Raw genomic sequence first — 23,656 nt, 5'->3', positions numbered from 1 at the left:
GAAGGCCGCAAACCGGATATCACCGAAATCACCAGTGTCCCTCAAGCGGGGAGTTTCAGCGCCTGCATATGAAAACCAAGCTGTTCCGGCGGATAGCGGTATTCGGTCCCGACCGGACAGGCGTTGCGCGCCAGACACCCTGACATCATGCAGCCCCTTTGCCCCACAGGACCCGCCAGATGCTGGCGACAGCCGGCGACATCAAAGCCGCTTGGCGTGATGGCATCGACAGGACAGGAGGACAGGCAAGGCTTCTCCAGACAGCGATCGCAGGGATGAGCGAACGCTACAGGCGTTTCGACCTCCTCGTCCCACTCTCCAAACAGCAGCACGCCGCGATAGCTGTGCCACAGTCCAAAGCGCGGATGGATGAGGATCCCGAGCGGCGAGGCTTTCAGCCCTTCCGCTTTCATCGCCCATGCCTGAAACGGTTGGTAAGGCGCTTCTGACGGACAACAGGCGACCGCCCCGATCTCCTCGGCCACGCCGTCGATGACGATCTTCGACCAGCGATCGAGCGGATCCGATCCGCCCCCGTCCATCTGCGTCGCACGCCAGGCGTCGAACACCGGCCACATCGCACCGCCGACAATACCGATCAGCACGACAGCCGCCGCGGGCCGGCCGTCAGCCAAAGACGGCCCCTGCTCTTGCTCGCCGAAACGCACCACCCCACGAGACGACAGACCGAATGCCGCCAGCGCCGCATCGAGCCTGCCCAAAACGCCCGAAGGGCCGCTCATCGCGGCCCCTCGATCTTGTAATGCGGTCGCCAGACCTCCTCTTGGATCATGTCGGCAACCTGGTTGGCTCCGCCTTGCTCCCTGGCAACGGGACCCTTTCAGGTGAAGGCGTCGGGCATCGAATTCTTGCGGCTCGCAATATAGGCAAGCAGCGCCTCGTCGATGGCAGGATCGAGTGCCGGGGCCTCGTAACTGTCGAGCCACGAACGGCAGAGCACGTTGGCCCGGTCTTCGATGCGCTTGCGACCCTCGATCTCCCACTGTTCGAAGGAGTTGTTGTCGGCAAGCGCCGAGCGGTAGAAAGCCGTCTGGAAATTCGCCTGCGTGTGGGCGCAGCCGAGATAATGCGCGCCCGGACCCACTTCCCGGATCGCGTCCATCGCCTGGCCGTCTTCGGTCAGATCAACGCCCTGTGCCATCTTCTGCATCATGCCGAGCTGATCCTGGTCGATCATGAACTTCTCGTAGCAGGCGGCGAGACCACCCTCGAGCCAACCGGCCGCATGCAGAACGAAGTTTGCACCGGCAAGCAGCGTCATGTTGAGCGTATTGGCGCTCTCGTGTGCCGCCTGCGCATCCGGAACCTTCGACGCACAGAGCGAACCGCCGGTACGGAAAGGCAAACCCATGCGACGCGCAAGCTGGGCGGCACCATAAGACACCAGTGCCGGTTCCGGCGTGCCGAAGGTCGGTGCACCCGACTGCATCGAGATCGAAGCGGCGAACGTGCCAAACAGAACAGGCGCGCCCGGCCGGATCAGCTGCGTAAACGAGGCACCCGCCAGAACTTCGGCGAGGATCTGCGTCAGCGTGCCGGCCACGGTCACCGGGCTCATGGCGCCCGACAGGATGAACGGCGAGATGACCGAAGCCTGGTTGTGGCGGGCATAGACCTTCGCCGCACCGAGCATGGTCTCGTCGAAAACCATCGGCGAGTTGGCGTTGATCAGGTTCAGCATGACGCAGTTGTTTTCGACGAAGTCGTCACCGAAAACGAGCTTCGCCATCGCCACCGAATCTTCCGCCCGCTCCGGTGCCGTGACCGAGCCCATAAACGGCTTGTCGGAATATTTGATGTGGCTGTAGACCATGTCGAGGTGACGCTTGTTCACCGGAATGTCGACCGGCTCACAGACCGTGCCGCCCGACGAATGCATCGACGGGGCCATATAGGCGAGCTTCACGAAGTTGCGGAAATCTTCAAGCGTCGCATAACGACGAACGCCTTCGAGATCGCGGACGAAGGGCGAGCCATAGACCGGCGCAAACACGGTGGCATTGCCGCCGATCCGCACACTGCGCTCAGGGTTGCGGGCATGCCAAGTGAATTCGGAAGGTGCAGTCTTCAGAAGTTCGCGGCAGAGACCCTTCGGAAAATGCACCCGCTCGCCCTTCACGTCGGCGCCAGCCTGTCTCCAGAGCTCCAGCGCCTCCGCGTCTTCACGGAATTCGATCCCGATTTCCTCCAGCACGATGTCGGCATTGCGCTCGATCAGCTGAAGGCCTTCTTCGTCCAGCACGTTGTACGGCTGAATCTTGCGGGTGATGTAAGGCATCGACGGACCGGCACCGCCGCCGCTGCGCGATGCCCTTCGGGCCGCTGCCCCTCGTCCTTCGCCACGCTGGCGGCGGCCTGCGCCCGGTTCTGCCGTGATGTCGTCCATGTCTGCTTCCTCGCTCGAGCGCTCGTCCGCGCTGCTTCTCTCCTCCATTATGCTAATCCAATCCGCTTGTGAAACCATCCTTTATGCGCCAACGACTTGCGTCATGCAGACATCGGCTTTTCCATCACTTGTCTGCCACCGTCGCTTTTCACTGCCGCCGCGTCGTAATCGAAAAGAGTTTTTCACGAACTTGAGGTTTAACTTTCGATCGGGCAGTCTCATGCCCGGCGCGACCGGAATCGCGTTGAAAAAGAAGCGGGAAGCACCACCATGGCCGAAGACGACATCATTCTTTCCGAACTCTCCGACGAAGAGCTCGTGCAGCAGATGCATGATGACCTCTATGACGGCCTCAAGGAAGAGATTGAAGAAGCGACGAACATCCTGCTCGAACGCGGCTGGGCGCCCTATGACATCCTCACCCAGGCACTCGTCGAAGGCATGCGCATCGTCGGCATCGATTTCCGCGACGGCATTCTCTTCGTGCCGGAAGTTCTGCTCTCGGCCAACGCGATGAAGGCCGGCATGACAATTCTGCGCCCGCTTCTCGCCGCAACCGGCGCCCCGAAGCAGGGCAAGATGGTCATCGGCACCGTCAAGGGCGACATCCACGACATCGGCAAGAACCTGGTCGGCATGATGATGGAAGGCGCTGGCTTCGACGTCATCGACCTCGGCATCAACAATCCGGTCGAAAACTACCTCGAAGCTCTGGAACGCGAAAAGCCGGATATCCTTGGCATGTCGGCGCTGCTCACCACCACCATGCCCTATATGAAGGTCGTGATCGACACGATGAAGGAAAAGGGCATTCGCGACGATTACGTCGTCTTGGTTGGCGGCGCGCCGCTCAACGAGGAATTCGGCAAGGCCGTCGGCGCTGATGCCTATTGCCGCGATGCAGCTGTGGCGGTGGAAACGGCCAAGGAATTCATCAGCCGCAAGCACAACAGCATGGGCGCCCGTGCCTGAGGTCTGAAAACGGCGAAGCCGGCCCTTTTAAAGGCCGGCTTCTGCGTAATACTCGCCCTGAGGGGACGTTGCCATGGTTTGCCAGGCAACATGCCCGCCGGCATACAGGATGGCCGCCAGCATATAGATGGCACTGGCCTTTGCGATGGTCGTGAGCGTCATGCTCCCTCTCCTGATATAGCTGCGCTCAAAGCGGTGTCCCCGCGCGAATGCGCTTAGCGGGAGGCGGCTGCGTCGACGTTGTTCGCAGCGTTCTGCGTCGCGTCAACGGTATTTGCAGCATCCTGGCCAACGCCGCGGATCGTATTGCCGCAAGACGACAGTGCGAAGACGGTGAGAACGAGGGCTGCGCCGACTGTCAGTTTTTTCGCCATCATGTGAATGTACCTTCTGTCTGGTAACGAGTGGATTGCGATGGAACAACGCGCGAAATCGGAAAAGGTTCACGTGATTGCGTGCGGCGCGATTGCGCGCGAGATTTTGGCCGTAAAAGCCCTCAACGGCCTCGACCATCTGACGCTCGAATGCCTGCCCGCCATCTGGCATGTCTGGCCAGACCGCATCGCACCTGCCTTGCGCGAAAAAATCGCGGAAGCCCGGGCCTCAGGCCACGACAACATCTTCATCGGCTATGCGGAATGCGGCACCCAGGGTGAAGTCGACAAGATCTGTCGCGAGGAAGGCATCGAGCGGCTCTCGGGCCCGCATTGCTACGCCTTCTTCACCGGCACGGAAAAATTCCTCGCCGAATGCGAAACGGAATTCACCGCCTTCTACCTGACGGATCTCATCACCCGCCAGTTCGAGGCCTTTGTCATCGAACCTCTGAAGCTCGACCGCCATCCCGAACTGCGCGACATGGTCTTCGGCAATTACACGAAGATCGTCTACCTCGCCCAGACCGAGGACGCCGAATTGCAAGCCAAGGCCAAATGGGCGGCAAACTATCTGAAGCTGGATTACGAATACCGCTTCACCGGCTATGGCGATCTCCAGCCCGAACTCGTCGCGGCAGCACGGAACGTCTGACTTCCAGTCCTCGCAGGACTCAACGCACGGAACCTACACGCAGACGCTTGATCTCACGGGCCATCAAATGCAATCTCTGCGGGAACGAAACGCCGTAGGCTCCTAAAATGGTTCAAATTTCAGATCATGCACTCAATGCAATGGGTTTTTCTAAGCTAGAGCCGCCGTTGGCAATCACTGCCCGTTTCAGACGTATGATCATGTATTCAATTGAAGGGATCAACCTTCCTGACGGCGGTGTCGCCAGATATTCATCAAGCATTGAAGATTTGAACTTCAGTGTCGGGTTTGCCCGAGACGCCAACGAAATCTGCCGAAGTCTGTGTGATGATGATTGGGTTGATGACCTTGTCGCTTGGGAGAAAGAACACCACTGCAAAGGCCCGTACGCCCTGCTAGTTCTAAACTTGCCTGAGCCTCAGACGGACATGTGTACGTTTGCTATTCAAAGCGAAACATCAATTGAGGCCTACGACTGCTTCAAGCACACCCGGGCCCTGCTGGATGAATGCGAGCAGAATCTGCGCTCTCTGGTTATGTCGTCTGCATTAGTGGCGTTATCAAGATACACTGAAGCGCCAATTATTCGAGAAATTGACCGGGCAACCGTCGGAGTTTCCGCCGATTTGAAGATCATTAGACCATTCAACATCAGCGTTCAGGCTGAACTTCGCGTAAACCGAGCCTTAGGGTCTGGACAATACGAAACCTTGGTCAACTCGATCGATAGAACTTCAAGAGCCGTTCCAACGCGTAGCGCGAGATTTTTCTGGTTAGGCTGCAACGAGAGAGATACTCTCAAAAGCTTCATCTATGTTTTTCTCGCCTTGGAGGTGCTGACGCACCAAACCTTCGAACGCGCACCAAATAGGAACTCCAAAATAAGAGACCTTTCCAAGAAATTCCAATTTTGCGCAGAAAATATCTGGCCGGGTATTACTGGGGCTGACTGTGAAATTTTTTCGACTTTGAAGGACTTGCGTAACGATATAGCTCACGGTGACATTGAAACCCCCGACAGGGCTCAGGTCTCCTCGCTCCGCATGCTAGCGGACAAGGTTTTATACTCTATCTCCTGACCACATCGGTGCCCCCAACAGTTTTCGTTTCGCAACTAGCGCACCGAATTGGCAACGCTGCGGCCTGCATCCTGCGTCGCATCGACGGCGTTTCCGAGATCATTGCCAATGCCGCGGATCGTATTGCCGCAAGACGAAAGACCGAGTGTCATGGCGATGATGAAGGCGAAGACACCCGCCAAACGATGAGAAACGACAGCCATTCTGATTCCCCGTCTGATCAAAACAAGGCGAACTTAGTGCCAAGCGCCTGTGGAAAAATCAAGGCAGCCAGTTAGGTCGATGAATCGCTGGTCGGAACAGCCCCTTCTTCACCCTCCCTTCACCATTCCCAAAAGCGTGAACTGCGACCCAGCCGGCTTTTAATCCCCCTGTAATATCCCCGTGCAAACTTGGGGCTAGGTCAACAAAAACCAAGAGAATCAGGCATGACCGACAGGGCGGAAACATGGGTGGCGGGTCTCGTCACTGCGCGTGAACACAATCATCCCGAAAACCTTTCGGACCTTCTGGTCCGTCTGGCCCGCACGACGGAGCGCAAGGTGACGATCCGCGACATCGCGATCGCCCTTCAGGACCGCTCCTTCGGCGCCTTCCTCCTGGTCTTTGCGCTCCCCAATCTCGTGCCCCTGCCGCCCGGCAGCACCTTCATCCTCGGCCTGCCGCTGGTCTTCGTCGCCTGGCAGATGGCAATGTCCCCCGGTGGCCGGGTCTTCTTTCCGCGCATCGTCAGCGATTACGGCGTCGAGCCGCAGACATTCGAGGCGATCGTCAAGCGTCTCGTTCCCTGGATGCGCTGGGCCGAAAAGCTGGTCATCCCGCGCTTCTGGCTGTTTGAAAGCCGCTTCGCCGAACGGGTGATCGGTGTCTTGGCCCTGATCCTTGCGATCGTCGTCTTCCTGCCGATCCCGCTCGGCAACTGGCCGCCGGCCTTTGCGCTTGCCGTCCTCGGCTTTGCGCATTCCCAGCGTGATGGCCTCGGCGTCCTCGCCGGCTGCGTCATCGGCATCCTGTCTCTGATGATCGCGGGCTTCGTCGTCTACACCGCAGTCGCCGTCGTCTCGCTCGTCGTCTGATGTCTGAAACCGTCACGGACACCATGCGCCGCCCGGTGGTCGTCATGACCGCCGGCGGCCTCAATCCGACCATCGTCGTCCAGCATCTCGTGAAATCCGGCATGGATGTTCACGTCATCCTGGAAAATGCCGAGGGCAAGGGCGAGATCACCCGCCGCCGCGCCAGAAAGCTGGGCTGGGTCGCCGCACTTGGCCAGCTCGGCACCATGGTCGCCGCCCGTCTTCTGCGCCGCCTCGCCGACCGCCGCGTCGAAGAATTGCTGAGCCGCCACGGCTTCGATCGCGCGCTGCCGGATACCATCCCGATCCACCCCGTCACCTCGATCAATGCTGCCGAGACCAAGGACCTGATCGAGCAGATCGGCCCGGGCGCCGTCCTGCTCGTCTCCACCCGCCTCATGTCGGGAAAGCAACTCGCGGCCATGCCCTGCACGGTCATCAACCTGCATGCCGGCATCAATCCCAACTATCGCGGCCAGATGGGCGGCTACTGGTCGCTGCGCGAAAACGATGCTGAGAACTTCGGCGCCACGCTCCATCTCGTTGATGCCGGCACAGACACCGGCGGCACGCTCTACGAGGTTCGGACCCGGCCTGCATCAGCCGATTTCATCTCCACCTACCCGCTGCTAATGACCATCGCTTCCCTCGACATCACCAGACGATCCCTCGAAGACGCGCTTGCCGGTCGCCTTGCTCCGCGGACGCCCGACGGCCCCTCGGCGCTCCGCTTCCCGCCGACGCTCTGGTCCTGGATCTGGTGCGGCGTCACGCGGCGAATCTGGTAAAAACACCGGGACTCGCAGCAGCGTCGTTTTTGGCGACAAGCGACGTCGTGAAAAGCGCAGTCCGGCGAATGCCCCCCGTGCATTCTGCCGTCAAAGGGAGAGAGTGGCATGGCAGACAAGATCGTCGTTTTCTGGCGGGATATTCCCGCTCAGGTCATCGTCAAGCAGGGTCGCAAATCGGCCAAGCGCGAGCTCTCGCTGCGCTTCACCGAGGCGATCGACATGGCCGCCATGCGCTCAGGCGCCGCTGAAACCGACGCCTATCTCGCCGACTGGCGCAAGGCCGATCCGGTCCCTGTCGGTGACGACCTCGAAGCCGAGGCCGAAACCGCTGCCGCAGAAATCGAAGCCGCCTACGACAAGGCCCGCCTCGTCGCCCTCGTCCATGCCGGAGGCCGCGACAATGGCTGAACCAGTACTCGTTGACCCGGGCCCGCCGAAGAAGGGCAATGCCGCCCCGGCCGCCAAGGCAAAGACCGGCTCCTTCACACCGGCCGGCGTTTCGCCCAACCGCCGCGCCCGCCGCTCCTATACCATCCGCCTCTGGGCGGTCCGCAATTCGCGCTTCCTCGAATGGTTCTACCGCAATTTCGCCAATGCCTTCCTCTTCCTCCATCCGGTCTGGAAGAAGCTCGGCTATAACCGCGTCGAGACCCCGGTCACCTTCGTCGAGCGCAATGTGAAGGGGCTTCTCTTCGACTGTCGCATGTGCGGCCAGTGTGTGCTGTCCTCGACCGGCATGTCCTGCCCGATGAACTGTCCCAAGCAGCTGCGCAACGGCCCCTGCGGCGGCGTGCGCGCCAATGGCAATTGCGAGGTCGAGCCCGACATGCCCTGCGTCTGGGTCCAGGCCTGGAACGGCTCGCGCAACATGGTCGCCGGTGACGCGATCCTGAAGGTGCAGAAGCCGGTCAACCAGTCGCTGCGCGAAACATCCTCCTGGCTGCGCGTCACGGCAGAAGCCGCCGCCGAGCGGGAAAAACAGACGGCAAAGGAAGTCTGAGAGCATGGCCCAGATCGACGAAAATCCGCTTGGCGTCCACCTGCCGCTCGATCCCCTGCCCGGCCATTCCTCGCTCGGCCGCCTGGAGCGCGTTCTGCGCCGCGGCGAATTCGCCGTCACGGCTGAACTCAACCCGCCGGACAGCGCCGACCCGGAAGATGTGTATGAGCGCGCCAAGGTCTTCGATGGCTGGGTCGATGGCATCAATGCGGTCGACGCGTCAGGCGCCAACTGCCACATGTCCTCCGTCGGCATCTGCGCGCTTCTGACCCGCATGGGCTATGCCCCGATCATGCAGATCGCCTGCCGCGACAAGAACCGCATCGCGATCCAGGGCGATGTGCTGGGCGCTGCCGCCATGGGCGTGGCCAACATCATGTGCCTGACCGGCGACGGCGTACAGGCCGGCGACCAGCCGGGTGCCAAGCCCGTGTTCGACCTCGACTGCATGTCGCTCCTGGAAACCGTCCGCACCATGCGCGACGAGTCGAAATTCCTTTCCGGCCGCAAGCTGACCACCCCGCCCAAGGTCTTCTTGGGCGCCGCCATTAACCCCTTCGCGCCCCCATACGACTTCCGGCCCTATCGCCTGGGCAAGAAGATCGAAGCCGGCGCCCAGTTCGTCCAGAGCCAGTACTGCTTCGACGTGCCGATGTTCCGCGATTACATGGCGAAGGTCCGCGACCTCGGTTTCCACGAGAAATGCTACATCCTCGTCGGCGTCGGCCCGCTCGCCTCGGCTAAGACCGCAAAGTGGATCCGCTCCAACGTGCCGGGCATCCACATTCCGGATTCTGTCATTGCCCGCCTCGAGGGGGCACAGGACCAGAAGAAGGAAGGCAAGCAGCTCTGCATCGACATCATCAACGAGGTGAAGGAGATCGAGGGCGTCTCCGGCGTACATGTCATGGCCTATCGCCAGGAAGAATATGTCGCCGAGATCGTGCATGAATCCGGCATCCTCAAGGGCCGTCAGCCCTGGAAGCGTGAACATGCTCGCGCCGATGACATCGCCGCCCAGCGCATGCGCGAGATCGGCGCCGATCCCGTCCAGGACCAGCAGGAAATGGCCGGCCGCGCGGCCCATTCGCAAACCCACTGACCACATTGCTTTTTCCCGGCAATTGCCGGCACATCCCATTCCCGCCGTGCGAGAGCCGGCATCGACCGGAGGACTGAAATGACCCGCACCATCGTCGCATCCGCCACCAAGGAAATCATCATTGGTTTCGACCAGCCCTTCTGCGTCATCGGCGAGCGCATCAACCCGACGGGTCGCAAGAAGCTCGCCGCCGAAATGCAGGCCGGCAATTTCGAGACCGTCATCAAGGATGCGCTGGAACAGGTCGCAGCCGGCGCCACCATGCTCGACATCAATGCCGGTGTGACCTCGGTCAACCCGAACGAGACCGAGCCGGGCCTGCTCGTCCAGACCATGGAAATCGTCCAGGGCCTCGTCGACGTGCCGCTCGCGATCGACAGCTCCGTCACCGCCGCCATCGAGGCAGCACTCAAGGTCGCCAAGGGCCGCCCGCTGGTCAATTCGGTCACCGGCGAGGAAGAAAAGCTCGAAGCCATCCTGCCGCTCTGCGCCAAGTATAATGTCCCGGTCGTCGCCATCTCCAACGACGAGACCGGCATCTCCCAGGATCCGGACGTCCGCTTCGCTGTTGCCAAGAAGATCGTCGAGCGCGCCATGGATTACGGCATCAAGCCGCATGACATCGTCGTCGACCCGCTCGTCATGCCGATCGGCGCCATCGGTTCCGCCGGCCTGCAGGTCTTCGCCCTCATCCGGCGGCTGCGCGAGGAGCTGAAGGTCAACACCACCTGCGGCCTCTCCAACATCTCCTTCGGCCTGCCCCATCGCCACGGCATCAATGCCGGCTTCATCCCCATGGTCATTGGTGCGGGCATGACGTCCGCCATCATGAACCCCTGCCGCCCGCAGGAAATGGAAGCCGTGCGCGCCGCCAACGTGCTGAACGGCACCGACGAGAACTGCTACAACTGGATCAAGACCTACCGCGACTACAAGCCCGCCGAAGGCGGGGCCCATGCAGCCCCGACCGCATCCCCCGCCTCTGCCTCCACCGGCGGCGGCCGCCGCGGCGGCCGTGCCGCGCGTGTCGGTGGCGGTGCTGCAACGGAGTAACAGCATAGCTCCCACCGTTTTACATTTGCCTATACAAACGTGTAGTATGGAAAGATGAAGCGATCGATTTCCGGCTTTGATTGGGACAGCGGCAACTGGCCGAAATGTGCCAGGCATGGCCTGACGAAACCGGAAATCGAGCAAGTGTTCATGAGGACGCCATCGGTCTATCCCGACCCAACGGTTGGTGAAGACCGAAAGCGTGCGATCGGGACCACTGCTGAAGGTCGGTACGTCTTCGTCGTCTTCACCTTCCGCGAAAGCGAGCTCGGAATTCTCATCCGACCTATCAGCGCGCGTTACATGCACGAACGGGAGATCAGGCGCTATGAGCAACGGTAAGGGCAAGCAGATGCCGGTCCTGCATTCTGACGAGGAGGCTGAGGCCTTCGTCGACACTGCAGACCTTTCAGAATACGACCTGTCCGACTTCAAACCCGTCCAGTTCGAGTTCGAAAAGAAGTCGGCACAACTGAACATGAGGCTGCCGGAAGCCCTGCTTTCGGCGATCAAGGCCAAGGCACGGGAACGGGGTATTCCCTACACCCGCCTGATCCGCGAGGCCTTGGAAAAGACGATTGCCAAGTAAAGCGCCCAAGGCCGGACAAGCATGACACCGGGGATCACCCCCCACATACCGAAAGACCCTGATGACCGAGACCGCAGATCCCCTTGTCCTCTTCATGCCCTCCGGCAAGCGTGGCCATTTCCCCGTCGGCACCTCGGTGCTGGAGGCCGCCCGCACGCTCGGCGTCTATGTCGAGAGCGTCTGCGGCGGCCGAGCCACCTGCGGGCGCTGCCAGATCGAGGTCCAGGAAGGCCATTTCGCCAAACATGGCGTCACCTCCTCCAACGAACATATCTCGCCTGTTGGCCCCAAGGAAAAGCGCTACGCCGAAGTCCGCACTTTGCCCGAGGGACGCCGCCTCTCCTGTTCGGCCACCATTGAGGGCGATCTCGTCGTCGACGTGCCGCAGGATGCCGTGGTCAATGCCCAGGTCGTGCGCAAGGCAGCCTCCGACCGCGTCATCGAGCGCAACCCGGCCGTCCATCTCTGCTATGTCGAGGTCGACGAACCCGACATGCACAAGCCGCTTGGCGATCTCGATCGCATGAAGGTCATACTGGAAAAGGACTGGGGCTACACCGATCTCCAGATCGAACCCTATCTCCTGCCCCAGGCGCAAAAAATCCTGCGCAGGGAGAACTTCACCGTCACCGCCGCCATCCACCGCGACAGCGAAACCTCGCGCCCTACCGTAATTGGGCTCTGGCCCGGCCTGCACAACGAAGCCTATGGCATCGCCTGCGACATCGGCTCGACCACCATCGCCATGCATCTCGTCTCGCTGCTGTCTGGCCGCATCGTCGCCTCCTCCGGCGCCTCCAACCCGCAGATCCGCTTCGGCGAGGATCTGATGAGCCGCGTCTCCTATGTGATGATGAACCCCGATGGCCGCGAAGCCATGACCAAGGCCGTCCGCCAGGCCGTCTCCGATCTCGTCGATCAGGTCTGCGCCTCCGGCGGCGTCGCCAGAACCGACATCCTCGATGCGGTCTTCGTCGCCAACCCGATCATGCACCATCTCTTCCTCGGCATCGATCCGACCGAACTCGGCCAGGCGCCCTTCGCGCTTGCCGTCTCCGGCGCGATCTCCTGCAAAGCCCTGGACATCGAGCTATCGCTCAACCCCGGCGCCCGCACCTATCTGCTGCCCTGCATCGCCGGCCATGTCGGCGCTGACGCCGCCGGCGCCACGCTCTCGGAAGGCCCGCATCGCCAGGACAAGATGATGCTGATGGTCGATGTCGGCACCAATGCCGAGATCGTGCTTGGTAACCGTGAACGCACGGTTGCCGCTTCGTCCCCGACGGGTCCTGCCTTCGAAGGTGCGGAAATCTCCTGCGGCCAGCGCGCCGCCCCCGGCGCCATCGAGCGCGTCCGCATCGACCCTGAAACGCTGGAACCCCGCTTCAAGGTCATCGGCGTCCAGCAGTGGTCGAACGAGGATGGTTTTGCCGAAGCCGCCGAAAAGACCGGCATCACCGGCATCTGCGGCTCGGCGATCATCGAAGTCGTCGCCGAAATGTATCTCTCCGGCGTCATCTCGACCGATGGCGTCGTCGATGGCGGCATGGCGGCCAAAAGCCCCCGCATCCTCGAAAACGGCCGCACCTTCTCCTACCTGCTGCATGACGGCGCCCAGAAGATCACGGTGACGCAGAACGACGTGCGCGCCATCCAGCTCGCCAAGGCCGCCCTTTATGCCGGCATCAAGCTGCTGATGGAAAAGCTCGAGGTCGAAACCGTCGACACCATCCGCTTCGCCGGTGCCTTCGGCTCCTTCATCGATCCGAAATACGCGATGGTGCTCGGCCTCATCCCCGATTGCGAACTCTCAGAAGTCAAAGCCGTCGGCAACGCCGCCGGCACCGGCGCCCTGATGGCCCTCCTCAACCGCGACCACCGCCGCGAAATAGAGGAAACCGTCACCCGCATCGAAAAGATCGAAACGGCACTCGAGCCGCATTTCCAGCAACTCTTCATCGACGCCATGGCACTGCCCAACAAGGTCGATCCCTTCCCGAAGCTCTCCGCGGCAGTGACGCTGCCGGAGCGCAAGGTGCTCGCGGAGGGTGATGGCGAGGGTGGCGGGCGGAGGCGGCGGAGGAGTAGGGAGTAGGTGGCGCAGCAGGTCACGCCGAAACCAATCGCGTAAAGATGCCCCCTGCGCAAATCACAACATGAGACACCCTAGAGGCTTTACGTCTACGTTAAACTCGCTCATTTCTCAGATTGCTTAATCAAATACTGCCGATCGAGTGTTGCTGCTCGTCAGGATAACCATGGAAAGCACCATGACTGGCAACTGGGGTATTGAGCTGAAGGGCGATGAGCTGGATCTCGCGGCTTGGAAGATCTTGCTGAAGCAACCATTCGATCCTTATGTAAAGGAAATATTCGACGAAAGGGGCGACTATCTGGTTCTATTTTCATCGAATTTTGAGGAGATGAGGGGACCATCCGAAGTTTATTCGGCCGCTAAGCCGTTACTTTGTACCTTGAATGTCGCTATGGCGAAGAATGCTGATGCTGATGCTGTTTCCTGCGGTGCGATCGTGGAATTTGTCCACAATAGTCCGCCGCGCAAGCATCATGTGTTGGAAGCGCTCCCCGCCACACTAAAGATCCGACCGGGCATCATTCAGCTTACCGTTACGGATGCCAACGGCAACGTAATCAAGTCAAAGCTGGCGCCCTCCCGCCCCCAAGAGTGGATGAGAGCGGCAGCGCTTGTACCGGATATCGGTGCGGCACTTCGCTATCTCGAAGGAAAGCCCAACTGGGTTGATCTCTACAAGGCCTATGAGGCCTTAAAACCAATGCCAAGCGGAGGGCTGCCTGAGGCCGAAATCAAGCGGTTTACCCAGACGGCCAACACAGCGCATAGGCACCATCCCAACCAAAAGAAAAAGCCTCATAGCTGCCCTATGGAATTGTGGGAGGCGCGTACGCTGATAACCCAATGGGTTTCGGCGGCAATAGAAGACGTCCTGTTGAAAAATCCGCTGCCGCCGGTCAGCGGCCCGACTTGAGGGCAGACCGAGAAGGGCAATCCAAAGTCACTATGCTCCCTCACCCCAAAATCCCCGCCGAATCCTCCACCATCTTCGCCAGCGCCTCCGGCTTTGCCCCGCGCACCGGGCTGAAATACTTCACCTTCAAATCCTTGAACCCGCAAAAAGCCAGGATCTGCCGGCGCAGTACCTTCACCCAGCCATTGCCATAGATCCATTTGAGGAAGACGGTCGGCGTATCAGAGGTGATGACCACGCGCGCCTTGCGGCCTGAAAGCAGCGGCTTCGGCAGAGACTTGCCCTCGATATACTGAAAGCCGAAACCCGGCATCAGCAACCGGTCGAATAGGCCCTTCAGCCGGCCCGGCGCCGAACCCCACCACAGCGGATGCACGATGACCAGCCGGTCGCACCAGGTGAGGCTTTCGGCGAGCGCCTGCAGGTCCAGCTCCCAGTCCATCCGGGCGCGATAGCCCTGGCGCAGATTGGCGTCGAATTCGAGATCCTCGAGATGCACCAGCCGAACCGTCTGGCCCCGCCTGCGCGCCTCGTCCGCGATCCTTTCCGCCATGGCGCCACACAGGGTGTCCCGTGCGGGATTGCCATTCAGCACCAGAACCCGGGACGGCTGGGCATCACGCGACAGGAAAGACATGAGGGATCCTCTTGTTTTTGACCGCGGTCAGTTTATGATGATTAAAATGACCTCGGTCAAGATATTTTTGGCGTAGGCTCTTCCAAAAGGAATCGTGCATGAAGCTTCGCCAGTCCCGCAGCCGCCAGACCCGCGAGCAGATCCTGGCCGCCGCGCGCGACCTGTTCTCTCGCCAGGGCTATGAGCCGACCAGCATCGACCAGATCGCAACCGCCGCGAAGGTGGCGAAATCGAGCGTCTTTGCCCATTTCGGCGACAAGGCCAATCTCCTGGCCGCCCTCGGCCTCACCGAAATCGAGAAGCTCGCCGAAGCCGGCAAGGCGGAAGTCGACCGCACGGATGACCGCCCGCTGGCCGACCGGCTGCGCGCCCTGCTCTCGCCATGGCTCGCCTATTTCTGCCGCGAACACGCCTTTGCTGGCCTCTATCTCAGCCAGTCCGCTGTCGCCCGTGGGCCGCATACGGACGCCTTCCTCGATCTCTGCCGCGTGCTGGAAGGCCAGGTCGCCACCCTCTTTACCGCCCGCTCTGCGACCAGCACCTCGCCCGAACGCGCACAGCTTCTCGCCCGCGGCGTGCAGGCGCTGTTCCACGAAGTCATCGTCTATGAAATTTCCGGCTGGCTCACACCGCCGCAGACCGCCGAGCTCATGCTCGGCCAGTTTCTCGACATCTGGATATCAGGCGCCATTCAGACCGCGCCATCGCCGAACTCGACCGCATGACAACAGCGACGTGCCGCAACGTCAGCCGAGCGAAGCGCAAAATCGGCGGGCAGCAGCCCCCAAAACCTCTGGCGGAAATCCGGAAAAGCCGATGACAAGCCCGCGCCGTCCGGACTGCCCGTGATAGAGCGGCGACAGCGCCTTGGTCCCGAAGCCCATCTCTCGCGCCTGTCGCGCAAGCAAAACATCGTCCGCCCCGGGCGCAAGTTCCGCCACAAGATGCAGGCCCTGCTCGGGTGCGGAAATCTGGAAAGGCCCATCCCTGAGCGCCTCCACCAGCGCATCCCGCGCCGCCTTCACCCGCTTGCGCGCCCGCTTGATATGCGCCGAAAAATGCCCGTCGCGTAGAAATTCGGTCAGCGCATCCTCGGCGAGCGTCGAGGGAAAGCGATCGGTTAGCCGGCGAATGGTCAGCACCCGCTCACGCAAATGGCGGGGAACCACGAGATAGCCGAAACGAAACCCCGGCAGTAGCGTCTTCGAAAACGTCCCGAGATAGATCACCCGGCCCTCGCCATCGATCCCCTGCAGGGCGCTGAGCGGCGGCCCGGCAAAGCGAAACTCGCTATCGTAATCATCCTCGATGATATAGGCGCCAGCTTGCCGAGCCCAGTCGATCAGGGCAAGCCGCCTGGCCATGGAAAGCGTCACACCCAACGGATACTGATGCGACGGCGTCACATAGACCGCCTTCGCCTCCGGCCGCGCCGCAATCCCCGAGGACACTTCGATCCCCTCGCCATCGACGGGCACCGGCGTCACGGAGAGCCCCGCCCCTTCGAAAAGCTCGCGTGCCGCCGCGTAACACGGGTCCTCGATCCACACGGGATCGCCGGGTTTGAGCAGCGTCCGCACTGCCAGATCCAGCCCCTGCTGCGTCCCCGCCGTCATGATCACCTGGTCGGGCTCGCACACCACCCCGCGCGCCGCCTTCAGATAAGCCGCAACTTCCACCCGAAGCGCATAACTCCCCGCCGGATCATTGTAGTGAAAATGCCGTGCCGAAGGCTGCGTCAGATGCCGGTTCATCAGCATCCGGAAGATCCGAAGCGTCGTCTCGTCCGCCGTCGAACACCCGAGCGTGCCGGGCAGCGGCGCCTGCACTTCCGCCTCCGCGACGGCTGGAGCCTCCGGCGCCGCCTGCAACAGCGGCACGGCCTCGGCCACATAGGTCCCCGCCCCCACGCGCGCTTCGGCAAAGCCGTCGGCCACCAGCATCTCATAGGCCGCAACGGCAGCCCCGCGTGACACGCCAAACCGATTGGCGATATCCCGCGTCGTCGGCAGCTTGTCGCCGGGCCGCATCTGCCCGCTCTCGATCAGCCCGCGCAGCGAACGATAAAGCGCCAGCCGCCTTGGCCCCTGCGCTGGCAGCATCGGCGTGCTCGCAGACCAGTCGGAATTGGTTCGGATATTTTTATGCATGGTGGATCTTCTTAGGACCAATCACTGCAACTATCCCTGCCGCATCAGCCGTCAGGAGGCAAGCATGAACGAGAGACCCGAGCCACAAACCTTCCCCGTCACCCCGCGCAACCGGGCCAAGCGCCTGCACGAGCGCGCAGCCTACGACCGCGACGCCGTCTATGCCGTGCTCGATGCGGCACTCCTCTGTCACGTCGCCTATGTCATTGACGGCCAGCCCTATTGCACGCCGACCATCCACTGGCGCGAGGGCGACTGGCTGTTCTGGCACGGCTCGTCCGCCAGCCGCATGCTGAAGAGCCAGAAGACAGGCATCCCCGTCTGCCTCACCGTCGCCCATCTCGACGGCCTGGTACTCGCCCGCTCCGGCTTCCACCACTCCGCCAACTACCGCTCCGCCATGTGCTTCGGCACGGCCCATATCATCGACGACCCGGAGGAAAAGGCGGAAGCCTTAGACGCCGTCGTCGACCGCTTCTATCCCGGCCGCACCGACGTCTTGCGCGAAAACGATCCCCAGGAAGCCAAGGGCACCATGGTCATCGGCATGCGCATCGAGGAGGCCTCCGCCAAGATCCGCTCCGGCGGCGTCTCCGATGATCCGGCCGATGTCGACGCCCGCGTCTGGGCCGGCATCATCCCGGTCGAAACCCGCCTCCGCGCCCCCGAAATCTGCCCCAAGGTGCCCGAGGGCGTAACCTTCCCCGACCACCTCGCCCATTTCCAGGAAGGCCGCCGCCTCGATGAGGTCTTGACGGAAAGCCAGGCGCTCTACGAAAGAGAGGGCTGAACGCGCCTCCCGATGCGGGGCACGTTTTGAAAGCGAGGCCCCGCATGAAAACCCTTTTCGTCGTCACCCATCCGCAATCGATCCATCATGTCGAAGGAAAGGTCGGCGGCTGGTACGATACCGGTCTCACCGATCTCGGCCACCGCCAGGCCGAGGCGATCGCCGCGCGCCTGGCCGCCCTCTGCGCCGGCCAAGCACCCGGCCTCATCTCCTCGGATCTGCTCCGCTGCAGCCAGACAGCCGACACCATCGGTCGCCAGCTGCAGCTGCCACCCCGTCTGACGCCGGACCTGCGTGAAATGAGCTATGGTGTCGCGGAAGGAAAGCCCCAAGCCTGGCTCGACAGTCGCCGCCTGCCGGTCCCCGAAGACGGCGGCCTTGACGATACCGGCGGCATCGAAAGCGCCGAAAGCCGGCGCATGATGGCAACCCGCATCTACCGCGCCATGGACGAGATCCTCGCCGATCCCGCCGACTACCACATCATCATCACCCACGGCTTCGCACTGACCTTCGTCATCGCCTGGTGGATCGGCATGCCGATCGAAAGCCTCGGCCGGGTCAATTTCCCGGTCAAATCGGGCAGCATCACCCATCTGGCGGAGAACGCTCAGTGGAAGAGCCGCGCCGTGGTCACGCTCGGCGAAACGGCGCATCTCGCCAACCTCGTCTGAGGTTCACCCCGCCTGCATCCACCCCTCGAGCTTGGCCCGCTGGCCGTCCGAAAACGCATGCGACTTGCGCGTCGCCTGGTCGAAATGCACCACCACCGTCTCGGCAGACGCACACAACTTGCCGTTCTGGAACACCGCCTGCTGCATCGTCACCGAAGACCGCCCGACACGCGTCACCCGCGTGCCGATCTCGACCGTGCCGGGCCACAGCACCTCCGCGATATAGTCGATATCGAGCTTGGCGAGCACGAAGGAAAAACCCTCGTCCAGCAGCGGATCGGCGGGATTGTAGATCAGCTCCACACGCCCGGTTTCCATGAAGGTGGCAAAGACCGCATTGTTGACATGCCCCTGCCGGTCCGTGTCGCCATAACGCAGCTTGTCGTAAGCTTGGCCCGCAAAATCCTCGAGCCTCAAAGTCTTCGTCTCATCCACCATACCCACTCAAATCCTACTGCCTACTGCCTATTGGCCCAAACGCAATTCGGCATTTCCCTAATTGCAGAAATCGCCAATCACTTACCGATCGGGCCCGTTTACGCCGCCATGCCGATCATCTCGGAAAAGGCGTAACGCACGCTGTCGGCCACCGCCTGAATCGTCTCGCTCGTCTCGCGGCCGGTGAGCAACCGCACCTCGAAGGAGCCCAGCTCCGGCAGCCCGTGCTTGGACCCCAGCGCCGTCATGTCGTCGGTGAGGTAGCTGCGCGGCAAGGGCGCGACCGCAAGATCGGCAATCACCGCAGCGCGCTGCGCCATCGTATGCGCCGAGAGATAGGCGATGCGGTAGGGTCGCTTGTCCTTGTCGAGCCGCGCCAGCGCATCCGCCCGCCAGCAGCAGCCATCCTCCCAGATCGATACGGGCAGCGGATCGCGCAAATGCGCCGTGCCGCATTTGGCACCGGCCCAGACCAGTTGCTCCTGGTGGATCACTTCGCCCTCATGCACCACCTGACCCGGCGCACAATTGACCAGCGTCAGATCCAGCCGCTGCTCGGCGAGCCGCCGGCGAAGCGCCCCCGATGTGTCGACCGTCAGATCCACCATGATCAGCGGATAAAGCTCGGCAAACCGCCTCAGAATCGTCGGCATGAAGCGCTCGCCGATATCATCGGGCGCACCGAGCCTGACGACCCCCTTCATCTCCGGCATGCGAAACCGCCCGACCGCCTCGTTCGAAAGCGCCAGCATCCGCCTTGCATAGGGCAACAGCACCTCGCCGCTTTCCGTCAGCGTCACCGAGCGCGCATCGCGTAAGAACAGCGTCACATTCAGCTGCTCCTCGAGCTTCTTGATCTGCATCGAGACGGCCGACGGCGTGCGGTACACCCGGTCGGCGGCGGTGGTGAAACTGCCGGTCTCGGCGATCGCCACGAAGGTGCGCAGAACATCATTGTCGAGAAGCGGAAGCGGCTGGCGCAACATGAGAGTCATGCGGATTGACCTTCAACAAAATTGAACTTGAGAACGATACTATTGCGTTTGATTGAATGTCAATCGGGGCGCATCCTCCTTCTCACACACCGCGAAAGGAGGATGTTCGCCATGCCAGAAGCCCGCTCACCAGCCCATTCACGCACCCTGCGCCAGACCCTCGCGACCCTTCTCGCGAACTCCCGCCACAACGCCACGCGCGAAGCCACCCGCCGCCTTCTCGCCCCGCTGCCCTCGGCCTTGCGCGATGATCTCGGCCTGACACGCCATCGCCAATTGATCAGCTTTCAGAATGATAGACATAAGAAACATTCGTTTGATTGATGATTGAGACTGCGCAATACCAGAAACCGGCCCCAGACAACGGATGAAGAGAGGGCCACCGAGCCACGAAGGATAACGACCATGACCATGGTTTGCAGTGTCACCCCCGAGATCAGAACCGCCTCCCCGGCCTCTATGCTGGGTGCAACGGCAAAGGCCATGGCCGGCCACCTCGCGGCAAAACTGAACCGTCTCGCCCGGGCGATCGCCGAGCACCGCCGCCATCGTCTGGAGCAGGCCGCCCTGGAGGCCCTGCCCTTCGATCTGCGCAAGGATCTCGGCTGGCCTGCAGGCGACACGCGCCGCTGAGCCACCCCCAAGCCTTCTCCCTCAGCGACGCGGACGCCCCTCCGCGTCGCAAACCGGCGAAACCGTCCGCCGAAAGCCCGGCGCCTCCCATTCCGCGAAGCCAAAGCTTTTCAACCACCTGCGACCAGACCCGCCGCCCACGCCCGATCCATGACGTCGCAGCCTGAAAAACGCGGAAAAATGTCGCTCGTTAGCGATCCCGAATAGTTTCACGGCGCGCGATTTCATGACAATGTCGCAAAGCGACCATCGCGCCGATCAATTCAGGCGGAGCATGCCGACAAAACAAGGGAACGGCAGCAAGGACAACGGGGCACCATCATGAGCAAGCAGCAGCCACAGACCAAGAAGCGTTCGATCGTCTTCTTCCTCGTCCCCCATTTCACGCTTTTGCCCTTTGCCGGCGCCATCGAGACGCTGCGCATCGCCAACCGCATGCTGGGTTATGCCGCCTATGAGTGGCGCCTCGCCTCGGTCGATGGCCAGAAGGTCTATTCCTCCTCCGGCATCGGCATCGAGGTGAATTCCTCGCTCGCCGACGAGCGCCGCTTTCTCGGCGGCGAAAACCGCCCGAACATGGCGATCGTCTGTTCCGGCATCTATGTCGAGGAGTTCAACAACAAGTCGGTCAATGCCTGGCTGCGCGAAGCCTATAACCGCAATGTCGCGGTCGGCTCGCTCTGTACGGGCGCCCATGTGCTGGCCCAGGCCGGCCTGTTGAATGGCAAGCGCTGCGCCATCCACTGGGAAAACCTGCCCGGCTTCTCGGAAACCTTCCCCCAGGCCGAAGTCTATGCCGACCTCTACGAAGTCGACGGCAATCTCTACACCTGCGCCGGCGGCACGGCCTCGCTCGACATGATGCTGAACCTGATCGGCCAGGATTTCGGCGAAGGTCTGGTCAACCGCGTCTGCGAACAGCACCTGACCGACCGCGTCCGCTCCGCCAACGACCGCCAGCGCCTGCCTCTGCGCGCCCGCCTCGGCGTGCAGAATTCCAAGGTGCTGCAGATCATCGAGCTGATGGAAGCCAATCTCGCAGAGCCCCTCTCGCTTCTCGAAATCGCCGACGACGCCGGCCTCTCGCGCCGCCAGATCGAACGCCTCTTCCGACAGGAAATGGGCCGCTCGCCGGCCCGCTACTATCTCGAAATCCGCCTCGACCGCGCCCGCCATCTGCTGGTCCAGTCCTCCATGCCCGTCGTCGAAGTCGCCGTCGCCTGCGGTTTCGTCTCCGCCTCCCACTTCTCCAAGTGTTACCGCGAACTCTACAACCGCTCGCCCCAGCAGGAGCGCGCGGAGAGGAAGCTCACGATGTCGAGCAATCGCACGGGCGTGGTGGTGTGAAGCCACGAGCCATGAAGGGCGCCGCTAGGTTAAGCCCTCCCCCTTGTGGGGAGGGTTTGGGAGGGGACTTCCCCCGAGCCCCTAGATCTACCCCATAGAGAGTCGGCCGCGCAGACAACGTTACCCCTCATCCTGAGGTGCCCGCGTCAGCGGGCCTCGAAGGACCGAGGCCCAGCCCCAGGACGCCGCCCGCCCTCGTCCTTCTGATGTCGCTCCCGCTCCCACCTCAGGATGAGGGCTGATCGTTGGCGCCAGATCGGCCATTCCGCATCATCATGCTAAACTGCCAGAGCATTACGATTACGGTGAGCGTTAAACTGATTCAGGCACCTGTACCTGGCGACCCAAGTTAACCTTGCCATCCTAGCAGGGATTGTTCTTGTATGATTTAGACAACAGCTATTTTAGAGCAATGGGTACTCAGCAATAAACAGTCTGTTTTTCCTTGGAAATTCAGGCACATTACCAAATCATTGAGTTTTGAAAAATTTACACAAGGGGGAATTTGATGGGAAAAATCAAAGAGCAAGACCAGCAATATTTCCCGACATATCATCTTTCACCTGAAGCCGCTGATGTCGCGTTGAAAGAGTATGAACTCGCAGCTTCAACGCTAGCAGCAGATGAAAAGGTTCTGAGTTTTTCGACATCTTTGCTAGTCGGCATAATAGGAATAGGCGCAGCGTTCTACAAAGACAATACAAGGATCGTGGACGAAGCGCTCCAAAATGGAATATCCAGTCTATCCGGATTTACGGCGAGCGCGATATTGTTCTCATTGATTACGCTATCTGCGACGACATATTTTGCAGACACGAGGAAGACCGCTGTTTTAGCGAGTAGAAAAATAGTAATATTGAGAAGGATGCTGGGGTTAAGTTACGGGAAGATTGAACTCGTACTGCCTAGTCGCAGAATTGAAGGCGCTAACGAACCATATCACTTGCCTATGTTTCACGGGTGGCAGTCCGCGAAGGCAGTACCGATATTTTGTATATCGATAGCGTCCGGAGTTTTCGTTTGGCTATTCACACCACGAAATCTACTCAATGATTATGGTTTTAATTTTCAATCGACGCCTTTGATTTTAGGGCTGGTTTGGAGCGCTTTCGTTGCGTTTTTCTACAGACTACATCTTCTTGACCAATACGAAACGGTAGGCCGGTTATTTGCAGGCGTAGTGGCCACCTTACTAAGGCAACCGCTTGTCAAAGATATTGAGTACACGATCTACCGTGCAAGACTTTCGGTAATAGAAGCAAAGAGGCTGGGCACTCCTCTAGAGAAAATGAGGCCTATCCTCGTCGAATTAGAGGATCGAGGCTTCTATGAGCATTCCGGCGTTAGCTTGAGAGCGATGCTAGCCGCCGCTTATCGGTACGTAAGCAGACGGAAACGCAGCGGCGGCTCCACAATTACTCAACAGATCGCGAGAACTCTGTTCATAAAGCGATTACGGAGCGCTCTGCGTCGGAAGCTGGTAGAGCTTCTTCTTGCACTCTGGTTCGATAAGCAGTTCCAAAAATCCGACATTGCGGACATGTATATATGTGCGGTCAGATATGAGCATAACGTAATGGGCATTGCTGAAGCGCTGAGCCACTTCTTTCCTGGCCAAAAGCTAAACGACATAAGCAGTGCTCAGACGTTTTTCTTAATTGAGCGCGTTGCGAATGTTAGATCGAAACTGATTGTCGAAAAAGTCTCGAAAAACATTATTCACTTGAGGTCAAAGGGTCTCTTGAGCGCCGGAGACATAGTGTCGGTGATGGAGATATTCCGGGAACAGATAAGTGCTGGACGAGTGATTGCACCGATTAGCGATGTCACGCGACTTGAAGACATGTGCTCTAAGCAGCACCTAGAAAGGAAAACAGCCTGAGCAT

General features: G+C 60.8%; 29 protein-coding genes. 20 read left to right on the top strand and 9 right to left on the bottom strand.

All coding sequences use genetic code 11. The features are described from left to right. Positions 1–41 precede the first annotated feature (41 nt). Positions 42–743 (bottom strand): ferredoxin, encoded by a 702-nt coding sequence (locus tag AC02Y0_RS07855; protein WP_476383383.1) that lies wholly within the window; start codon positions 741–743, stop codon positions 42–44. Between the two features lie 98 nt (positions 744–841). Then, positions 842–2,407 (bottom strand): trimethylamine methyltransferase family protein, encoded by a 1,566-nt coding sequence (locus AC02Y0_RS07850; RefSeq protein ID WP_102020366.1) that lies wholly within the window; start codon positions 2,405–2,407, stop codon positions 842–844. A 270-nt stretch (positions 2,408–2,677) separates the two neighbouring features. On the opposite strand from AC02Y0_RS07850, the gene AC02Y0_RS07845 reads away from it, so the two are divergent. Next, positions 2,678–3,379 (top strand): corrinoid protein, encoded by a 702-nt coding sequence (locus tag AC02Y0_RS07845; protein ID WP_102020102.1) that lies wholly within the window; start codon positions 2,678–2,680, stop codon positions 3,377–3,379. Positions 3,380–3,406: 27 nt separating this feature from the next. Here the strand turns inward: AC02Y0_RS07845 and AC02Y0_RS07840 are convergent, their stop codons facing one another. Together AC02Y0_RS07840 and AC02Y0_RS07835 are read right to left on the bottom strand one after the other, a co-directional pair. Next, entirely contained in the window at positions 3,407–3,541 is a 135-nt protein-coding gene (locus AC02Y0_RS07840) for a hypothetical protein (RefSeq protein ID WP_281408928.1), read from the bottom strand. 53 nt (positions 3,542–3,594) lie between these two features. After that, a complete protein-coding gene (locus tag AC02Y0_RS07835) occupies positions 3,595–3,756 on the bottom strand; it encodes an entericidin domain-containing protein (RefSeq protein ID WP_102020103.1) in 162 nt (53 codons plus the stop codon). A gap of 37 nt (positions 3,757–3,793) precedes the next feature. Here AC02Y0_RS07835 and AC02Y0_RS07830 point away from each other — a divergent pair, with 37 nt between their 5' ends. Then, the gene (locus AC02Y0_RS07830) at positions 3,794–4,408 is read left to right on the top strand and encodes a DUF1638 domain-containing protein (protein ID WP_476383382.1); all 615 of its coding nucleotides are present in this window, start codon (positions 3,794–3,796) and stop codon (positions 4,406–4,408) included. A gap of 107 nt (positions 4,409–4,515) precedes the next feature. Then, positions 4,516–5,487: a hypothetical protein gene (locus tag AC02Y0_RS07825; RefSeq protein ID WP_476383381.1), complete on the top strand. Its 972-nt coding sequence runs from the start codon at positions 4,516–4,518 to the stop codon at positions 5,485–5,487. A 35-nt stretch (positions 5,488–5,522) separates the two neighbouring features. Here the strand turns inward: AC02Y0_RS07825 and AC02Y0_RS07820 are convergent, their stop codons facing one another. Continuing rightward, entirely contained in the window at positions 5,523–5,690 is a 168-nt protein-coding gene (locus AC02Y0_RS07820) for an entericidin domain-containing protein (RefSeq protein WP_476383380.1), read from the bottom strand. Positions 5,691–5,915: 225 nt separating this feature from the next. Between AC02Y0_RS07820 and AC02Y0_RS07815 the strand changes: the two genes are divergently transcribed. From AC02Y0_RS07815 to AC02Y0_RS07770, 10 genes are all read left to right on the top strand, one after another. After that, positions 5,916–6,563 carry an exopolysaccharide biosynthesis protein gene (locus AC02Y0_RS07815; protein WP_476383379.1) on the top strand — a complete coding sequence of 216 codons (648 nt, stop codon included), beginning with the start codon at positions 5,916–5,918 and terminating at the stop codon, positions 6,561–6,563. Beyond that, positions 6,563–7,351, top strand: a complete 789-nt coding sequence (locus tag AC02Y0_RS07810) for a formyl transferase (protein ID WP_476383378.1) — start codon at positions 6,563–6,565, stop codon at positions 7,349–7,351. Before AC02Y0_RS07815 ends, AC02Y0_RS07810 begins: the two co-directional genes overlap by 1 nt. Before the next feature lie 108 nt (positions 7,352–7,459). Further along, positions 7,460–7,762 carry a virulence factor gene (locus AC02Y0_RS07805; protein WP_444557072.1) on the top strand — a complete coding sequence of 101 codons (303 nt, stop codon included), beginning with the start codon at positions 7,460–7,462 and terminating at the stop codon, positions 7,760–7,762. Next, on the top strand, positions 7,755–8,354 hold the full coding sequence (locus tag AC02Y0_RS07800) for a methylenetetrahydrofolate reductase C-terminal domain-containing protein (protein WP_476383377.1): 600 nt from the start codon (positions 7,755–7,757) through the stop codon (positions 8,352–8,354). The genes AC02Y0_RS07805 and AC02Y0_RS07800 overlap by 8 nt, the downstream gene beginning before the upstream one ends. 4 nt (positions 8,355–8,358) lie before the next feature. After that, positions 8,359–9,456, top strand: coding sequence for a methylenetetrahydrofolate reductase (locus AC02Y0_RS07795; protein ID WP_476383376.1), 1,098 nt, complete (start codon positions 8,359–8,361; stop codon positions 9,454–9,456). 78 nt (positions 9,457–9,534) lie between these two features. Further along, a complete protein-coding gene (locus AC02Y0_RS07790) occupies positions 9,535–10,509 on the top strand; it encodes a methyltetrahydrofolate cobalamin methyltransferase (RefSeq protein WP_476383375.1) in 975 nt (324 codons plus the stop codon). A 54-nt stretch (positions 10,510–10,563) separates the two neighbouring features. Next, complete coding sequence (locus tag AC02Y0_RS07785) at positions 10,564–10,851, top strand: BrnT family toxin (protein WP_476383374.1); 288 nt, start codon at positions 10,564–10,566, stop codon at positions 10,849–10,851. Further along, positions 10,838–11,098, top strand: a complete 261-nt coding sequence (locus AC02Y0_RS07780) for a BrnA antitoxin family protein (protein WP_476383373.1) — start codon at positions 10,838–10,840, stop codon at positions 11,096–11,098. The genes AC02Y0_RS07785 and AC02Y0_RS07780 overlap by 14 nt, the downstream gene beginning before the upstream one ends. 61 nt (positions 11,099–11,159) lie before the next feature. Continuing rightward, positions 11,160–13,193: an ASKHA domain-containing protein gene (locus tag AC02Y0_RS07775; protein ID WP_476383372.1), complete on the top strand. Its 2,034-nt coding sequence runs from the start codon at positions 11,160–11,162 to the stop codon at positions 13,191–13,193. 163 nt (positions 13,194–13,356) lie between these two features. Continuing rightward, positions 13,357–14,106: a hypothetical protein gene (locus AC02Y0_RS07770; RefSeq protein ID WP_476383371.1), complete on the top strand. Its 750-nt coding sequence runs from the start codon at positions 13,357–13,359 to the stop codon at positions 14,104–14,106. A gap of 40 nt (positions 14,107–14,146) precedes the next feature. On the opposite strand, the gene AC02Y0_RS07765 is transcribed toward AC02Y0_RS07770, so the two are convergent. Further along, positions 14,147–14,743, bottom strand: a complete 597-nt coding sequence (locus AC02Y0_RS07765) for an NAD(P)H-dependent oxidoreductase (protein WP_476383370.1) — start codon at positions 14,741–14,743, stop codon at positions 14,147–14,149. A gap of 98 nt (positions 14,744–14,841) precedes the next feature. Here AC02Y0_RS07765 and AC02Y0_RS07760 point away from each other — a divergent pair, with 98 nt between their 5' ends. Next, positions 14,842–15,468, top strand: coding sequence for a TetR/AcrR family transcriptional regulator (locus tag AC02Y0_RS07760; RefSeq protein WP_476383369.1), 627 nt, complete (start codon positions 14,842–14,844; stop codon positions 15,466–15,468). A gap of 21 nt (positions 15,469–15,489) precedes the next feature. Here the strand turns inward: AC02Y0_RS07760 and pdxR are convergent, their stop codons facing one another. Continuing rightward, positions 15,490–16,893, bottom strand: a complete 1,404-nt coding sequence (gene pdxR, locus AC02Y0_RS07755) for a MocR-like pyridoxine biosynthesis transcription factor PdxR (protein WP_476383367.1) — start codon at positions 16,891–16,893, stop codon at positions 15,490–15,492. Between the two features lie 64 nt (positions 16,894–16,957). Between pdxR and AC02Y0_RS07750 the strand changes: the two genes are divergently transcribed. Together AC02Y0_RS07750 and AC02Y0_RS07745 are read left to right on the top strand one after the other, a co-directional pair. Then, positions 16,958–17,683: a pyridoxamine 5'-phosphate oxidase family protein gene (locus AC02Y0_RS07750; RefSeq protein ID WP_476383366.1), complete on the top strand. Its 726-nt coding sequence runs from the start codon at positions 16,958–16,960 to the stop codon at positions 17,681–17,683. 44 nt (positions 17,684–17,727) lie between these two features. Beyond that, entirely contained in the window at positions 17,728–18,357 is a 630-nt protein-coding gene (locus AC02Y0_RS07745; RefSeq protein WP_476383365.1) for a histidine phosphatase family protein, read from the top strand. A 3-nt stretch (positions 18,358–18,360) separates the two neighbouring features. On the opposite strand, the gene AC02Y0_RS07740 is transcribed toward AC02Y0_RS07745, so the two are convergent. Both AC02Y0_RS07740 and AC02Y0_RS07735 read right to left on the bottom strand, forming a co-directional pair. After that, positions 18,361–18,795, bottom strand: coding sequence for an acyl-CoA thioesterase (locus AC02Y0_RS07740; protein ID WP_476383364.1), 435 nt, complete (start codon positions 18,793–18,795; stop codon positions 18,361–18,363). A 98-nt stretch (positions 18,796–18,893) separates the two neighbouring features. After that, positions 18,894–19,790 carry a LysR family transcriptional regulator gene (locus AC02Y0_RS07735; protein ID WP_444557059.1) on the bottom strand — a complete coding sequence of 299 codons (897 nt, stop codon included), beginning with the start codon at positions 19,788–19,790 and terminating at the stop codon, positions 18,894–18,896. Between the two features lie 111 nt (positions 19,791–19,901). Between AC02Y0_RS07735 and AC02Y0_RS07730 the strand changes: the two genes are divergently transcribed. The 4 genes from AC02Y0_RS07730 to AC02Y0_RS07715 all read left to right on the top strand — a co-directional run bounded on the left by AC02Y0_RS07730 (position 19,902) and on the right by AC02Y0_RS07715 (position 23,652). After that, positions 19,902–20,114 carry a hypothetical protein gene (locus AC02Y0_RS07730; protein WP_476383363.1) on the top strand — a complete coding sequence of 71 codons (213 nt, stop codon included), beginning with the start codon at positions 19,902–19,904 and terminating at the stop codon, positions 20,112–20,114. Between the two features lie 81 nt (positions 20,115–20,195). Further along, positions 20,196–20,423 carry a hypothetical protein gene (locus AC02Y0_RS07725; protein ID WP_476383362.1) on the top strand — a complete coding sequence of 76 codons (228 nt, stop codon included), beginning with the start codon at positions 20,196–20,198 and terminating at the stop codon, positions 20,421–20,423. A gap of 321 nt (positions 20,424–20,744) precedes the next feature. Then, positions 20,745–21,770, top strand: coding sequence for a GlxA family transcriptional regulator (locus tag AC02Y0_RS07720; protein ID WP_102020122.1), 1,026 nt, complete (start codon positions 20,745–20,747; stop codon positions 21,768–21,770). Between the two features lie 508 nt (positions 21,771–22,278). Beyond that, on the top strand, positions 22,279–23,652 hold the full coding sequence (locus AC02Y0_RS07715) for a biosynthetic peptidoglycan transglycosylase (RefSeq protein WP_476383361.1): 1,374 nt from the start codon (positions 22,279–22,281) through the stop codon (positions 23,650–23,652). Positions 23,653–23,656 lie beyond the last annotated feature (4 nt).

The sequence above is a fragment of the Allorhizobium sp. nf9_anc genome (assembly GCF_056323085.1).
Note: the sequence above shows the minus strand (reverse complement) of the source record. Positions and strands in the feature narration are given on the sequence as shown.

What these genes read in the sequence shown, in the direction of transcription:
- AC02Y0_RS07845 (WP_102020102.1), top strand. Translation starts at nt 2,678, where the DNA reads ATGGCCGAAGACGACATCATTCTTTCCGAACTCTCCGACGAAGAGCTC.
- AC02Y0_RS07810 (WP_476383378.1), top strand. Translation starts at nt 6,563, where the DNA reads ATGTCTGAAACCGTCACGGACACCATGCGCCGCCCGGTGGTCGTCATG.
- AC02Y0_RS07750 (WP_476383366.1), top strand. Translation starts at nt 16,958, where the DNA reads ATGAACGAGAGACCCGAGCCACAAACCTTCCCCGTCACCCCGCGCAAC.
- AC02Y0_RS07800 (WP_476383377.1), top strand. Translation starts at nt 7,755, where the DNA reads ATGGCTGAACCAGTACTCGTTGACCCGGGCCCGCCGAAGAAGGGCAAT.
- AC02Y0_RS07830 (WP_476383382.1), top strand. Translation starts at nt 3,794, where the DNA reads ATGGAACAACGCGCGAAATCGGAAAAGGTTCACGTGATTGCGTGCGGC.
- AC02Y0_RS07730 (WP_476383363.1), top strand. Translation starts at nt 19,902, where the DNA reads ATGCCAGAAGCCCGCTCACCAGCCCATTCACGCACCCTGCGCCAGACC.
- AC02Y0_RS07770 (WP_476383371.1), top strand. Translation starts at nt 13,357, where the DNA reads ATGGAAAGCACCATGACTGGCAACTGGGGTATTGAGCTGAAGGGCGAT.
- AC02Y0_RS07745 (WP_476383365.1), top strand. Translation starts at nt 17,728, where the DNA reads ATGAAAACCCTTTTCGTCGTCACCCATCCGCAATCGATCCATCATGTC.
- AC02Y0_RS07765 (WP_476383370.1), bottom strand. Translation starts at nt 14,743, where the DNA reads ATGTCTTTCCTGTCGCGTGATGCCCAGCCGTCCCGGGTTCTGGTGCTG.
- AC02Y0_RS07825 (WP_476383381.1), top strand. Translation starts at nt 4,516, where the DNA reads ATGGTTCAAATTTCAGATCATGCACTCAATGCAATGGGTTTTTCTAAG.
- AC02Y0_RS07760 (WP_476383369.1), top strand. Translation starts at nt 14,842, where the DNA reads ATGAAGCTTCGCCAGTCCCGCAGCCGCCAGACCCGCGAGCAGATCCTG.
- AC02Y0_RS07790 (WP_476383375.1), top strand. Translation starts at nt 9,535, where the DNA reads ATGACCCGCACCATCGTCGCATCCGCCACCAAGGAAATCATCATTGGT.
- AC02Y0_RS07785 (WP_476383374.1), top strand. Translation starts at nt 10,564, where the DNA reads ATGAAGCGATCGATTTCCGGCTTTGATTGGGACAGCGGCAACTGGCCG.
- pdxR (WP_476383367.1), bottom strand. Translation starts at nt 16,893, where the DNA reads ATGCATAAAAATATCCGAACCAATTCCGACTGGTCTGCGAGCACGCCG.
- AC02Y0_RS07815 (WP_476383379.1), top strand. Translation starts at nt 5,916, where the DNA reads ATGACCGACAGGGCGGAAACATGGGTGGCGGGTCTCGTCACTGCGCGT.
- AC02Y0_RS07780 (WP_476383373.1), top strand. Translation starts at nt 10,838, where the DNA reads ATGAGCAACGGTAAGGGCAAGCAGATGCCGGTCCTGCATTCTGACGAG.
- AC02Y0_RS07775 (WP_476383372.1), top strand. Translation starts at nt 11,160, where the DNA reads ATGACCGAGACCGCAGATCCCCTTGTCCTCTTCATGCCCTCCGGCAAG.
- AC02Y0_RS07820 (WP_476383380.1), bottom strand. Translation starts at nt 5,690, where the DNA reads ATGGCTGTCGTTTCTCATCGTTTGGCGGGTGTCTTCGCCTTCATCATC.
- AC02Y0_RS07795 (WP_476383376.1), top strand. Translation starts at nt 8,359, where the DNA reads ATGGCCCAGATCGACGAAAATCCGCTTGGCGTCCACCTGCCGCTCGAT.
- AC02Y0_RS07735 (WP_444557059.1), bottom strand. Translation starts at nt 19,790, where the DNA reads ATGACTCTCATGTTGCGCCAGCCGCTTCCGCTTCTCGACAATGATGTT.
- AC02Y0_RS07715 (WP_476383361.1), top strand. Translation starts at nt 22,279, where the DNA reads ATGGGAAAAATCAAAGAGCAAGACCAGCAATATTTCCCGACATATCAT.
- AC02Y0_RS07855 (WP_476383383.1), bottom strand. Translation starts at nt 743, where the DNA reads ATGAGCGGCCCTTCGGGCGTTTTGGGCAGGCTCGATGCGGCGCTGGCG.
- AC02Y0_RS07805 (WP_444557072.1), top strand. Translation starts at nt 7,460, where the DNA reads ATGGCAGACAAGATCGTCGTTTTCTGGCGGGATATTCCCGCTCAGGTC.
- AC02Y0_RS07850 (WP_102020366.1), bottom strand. Translation starts at nt 2,407, where the DNA reads ATGGACGACATCACGGCAGAACCGGGCGCAGGCCGCCGCCAGCGTGGC.
- AC02Y0_RS07835 (WP_102020103.1), bottom strand. Translation starts at nt 3,756, where the DNA reads ATGATGGCGAAAAAACTGACAGTCGGCGCAGCCCTCGTTCTCACCGTC.
- AC02Y0_RS07840 (WP_281408928.1), bottom strand. Translation starts at nt 3,541, where the DNA reads ATGACGCTCACGACCATCGCAAAGGCCAGTGCCATCTATATGCTGGCG.
- AC02Y0_RS07720 (WP_102020122.1), top strand. Translation starts at nt 20,745, where the DNA reads ATGAGCAAGCAGCAGCCACAGACCAAGAAGCGTTCGATCGTCTTCTTC.
- AC02Y0_RS07740 (WP_476383364.1), bottom strand. Translation starts at nt 18,795, where the DNA reads ATGGTGGATGAGACGAAGACTTTGAGGCTCGAGGATTTTGCGGGCCAA.
- AC02Y0_RS07725 (WP_476383362.1), top strand. Translation starts at nt 20,196, where the DNA reads ATGACCATGGTTTGCAGTGTCACCCCCGAGATCAGAACCGCCTCCCCG.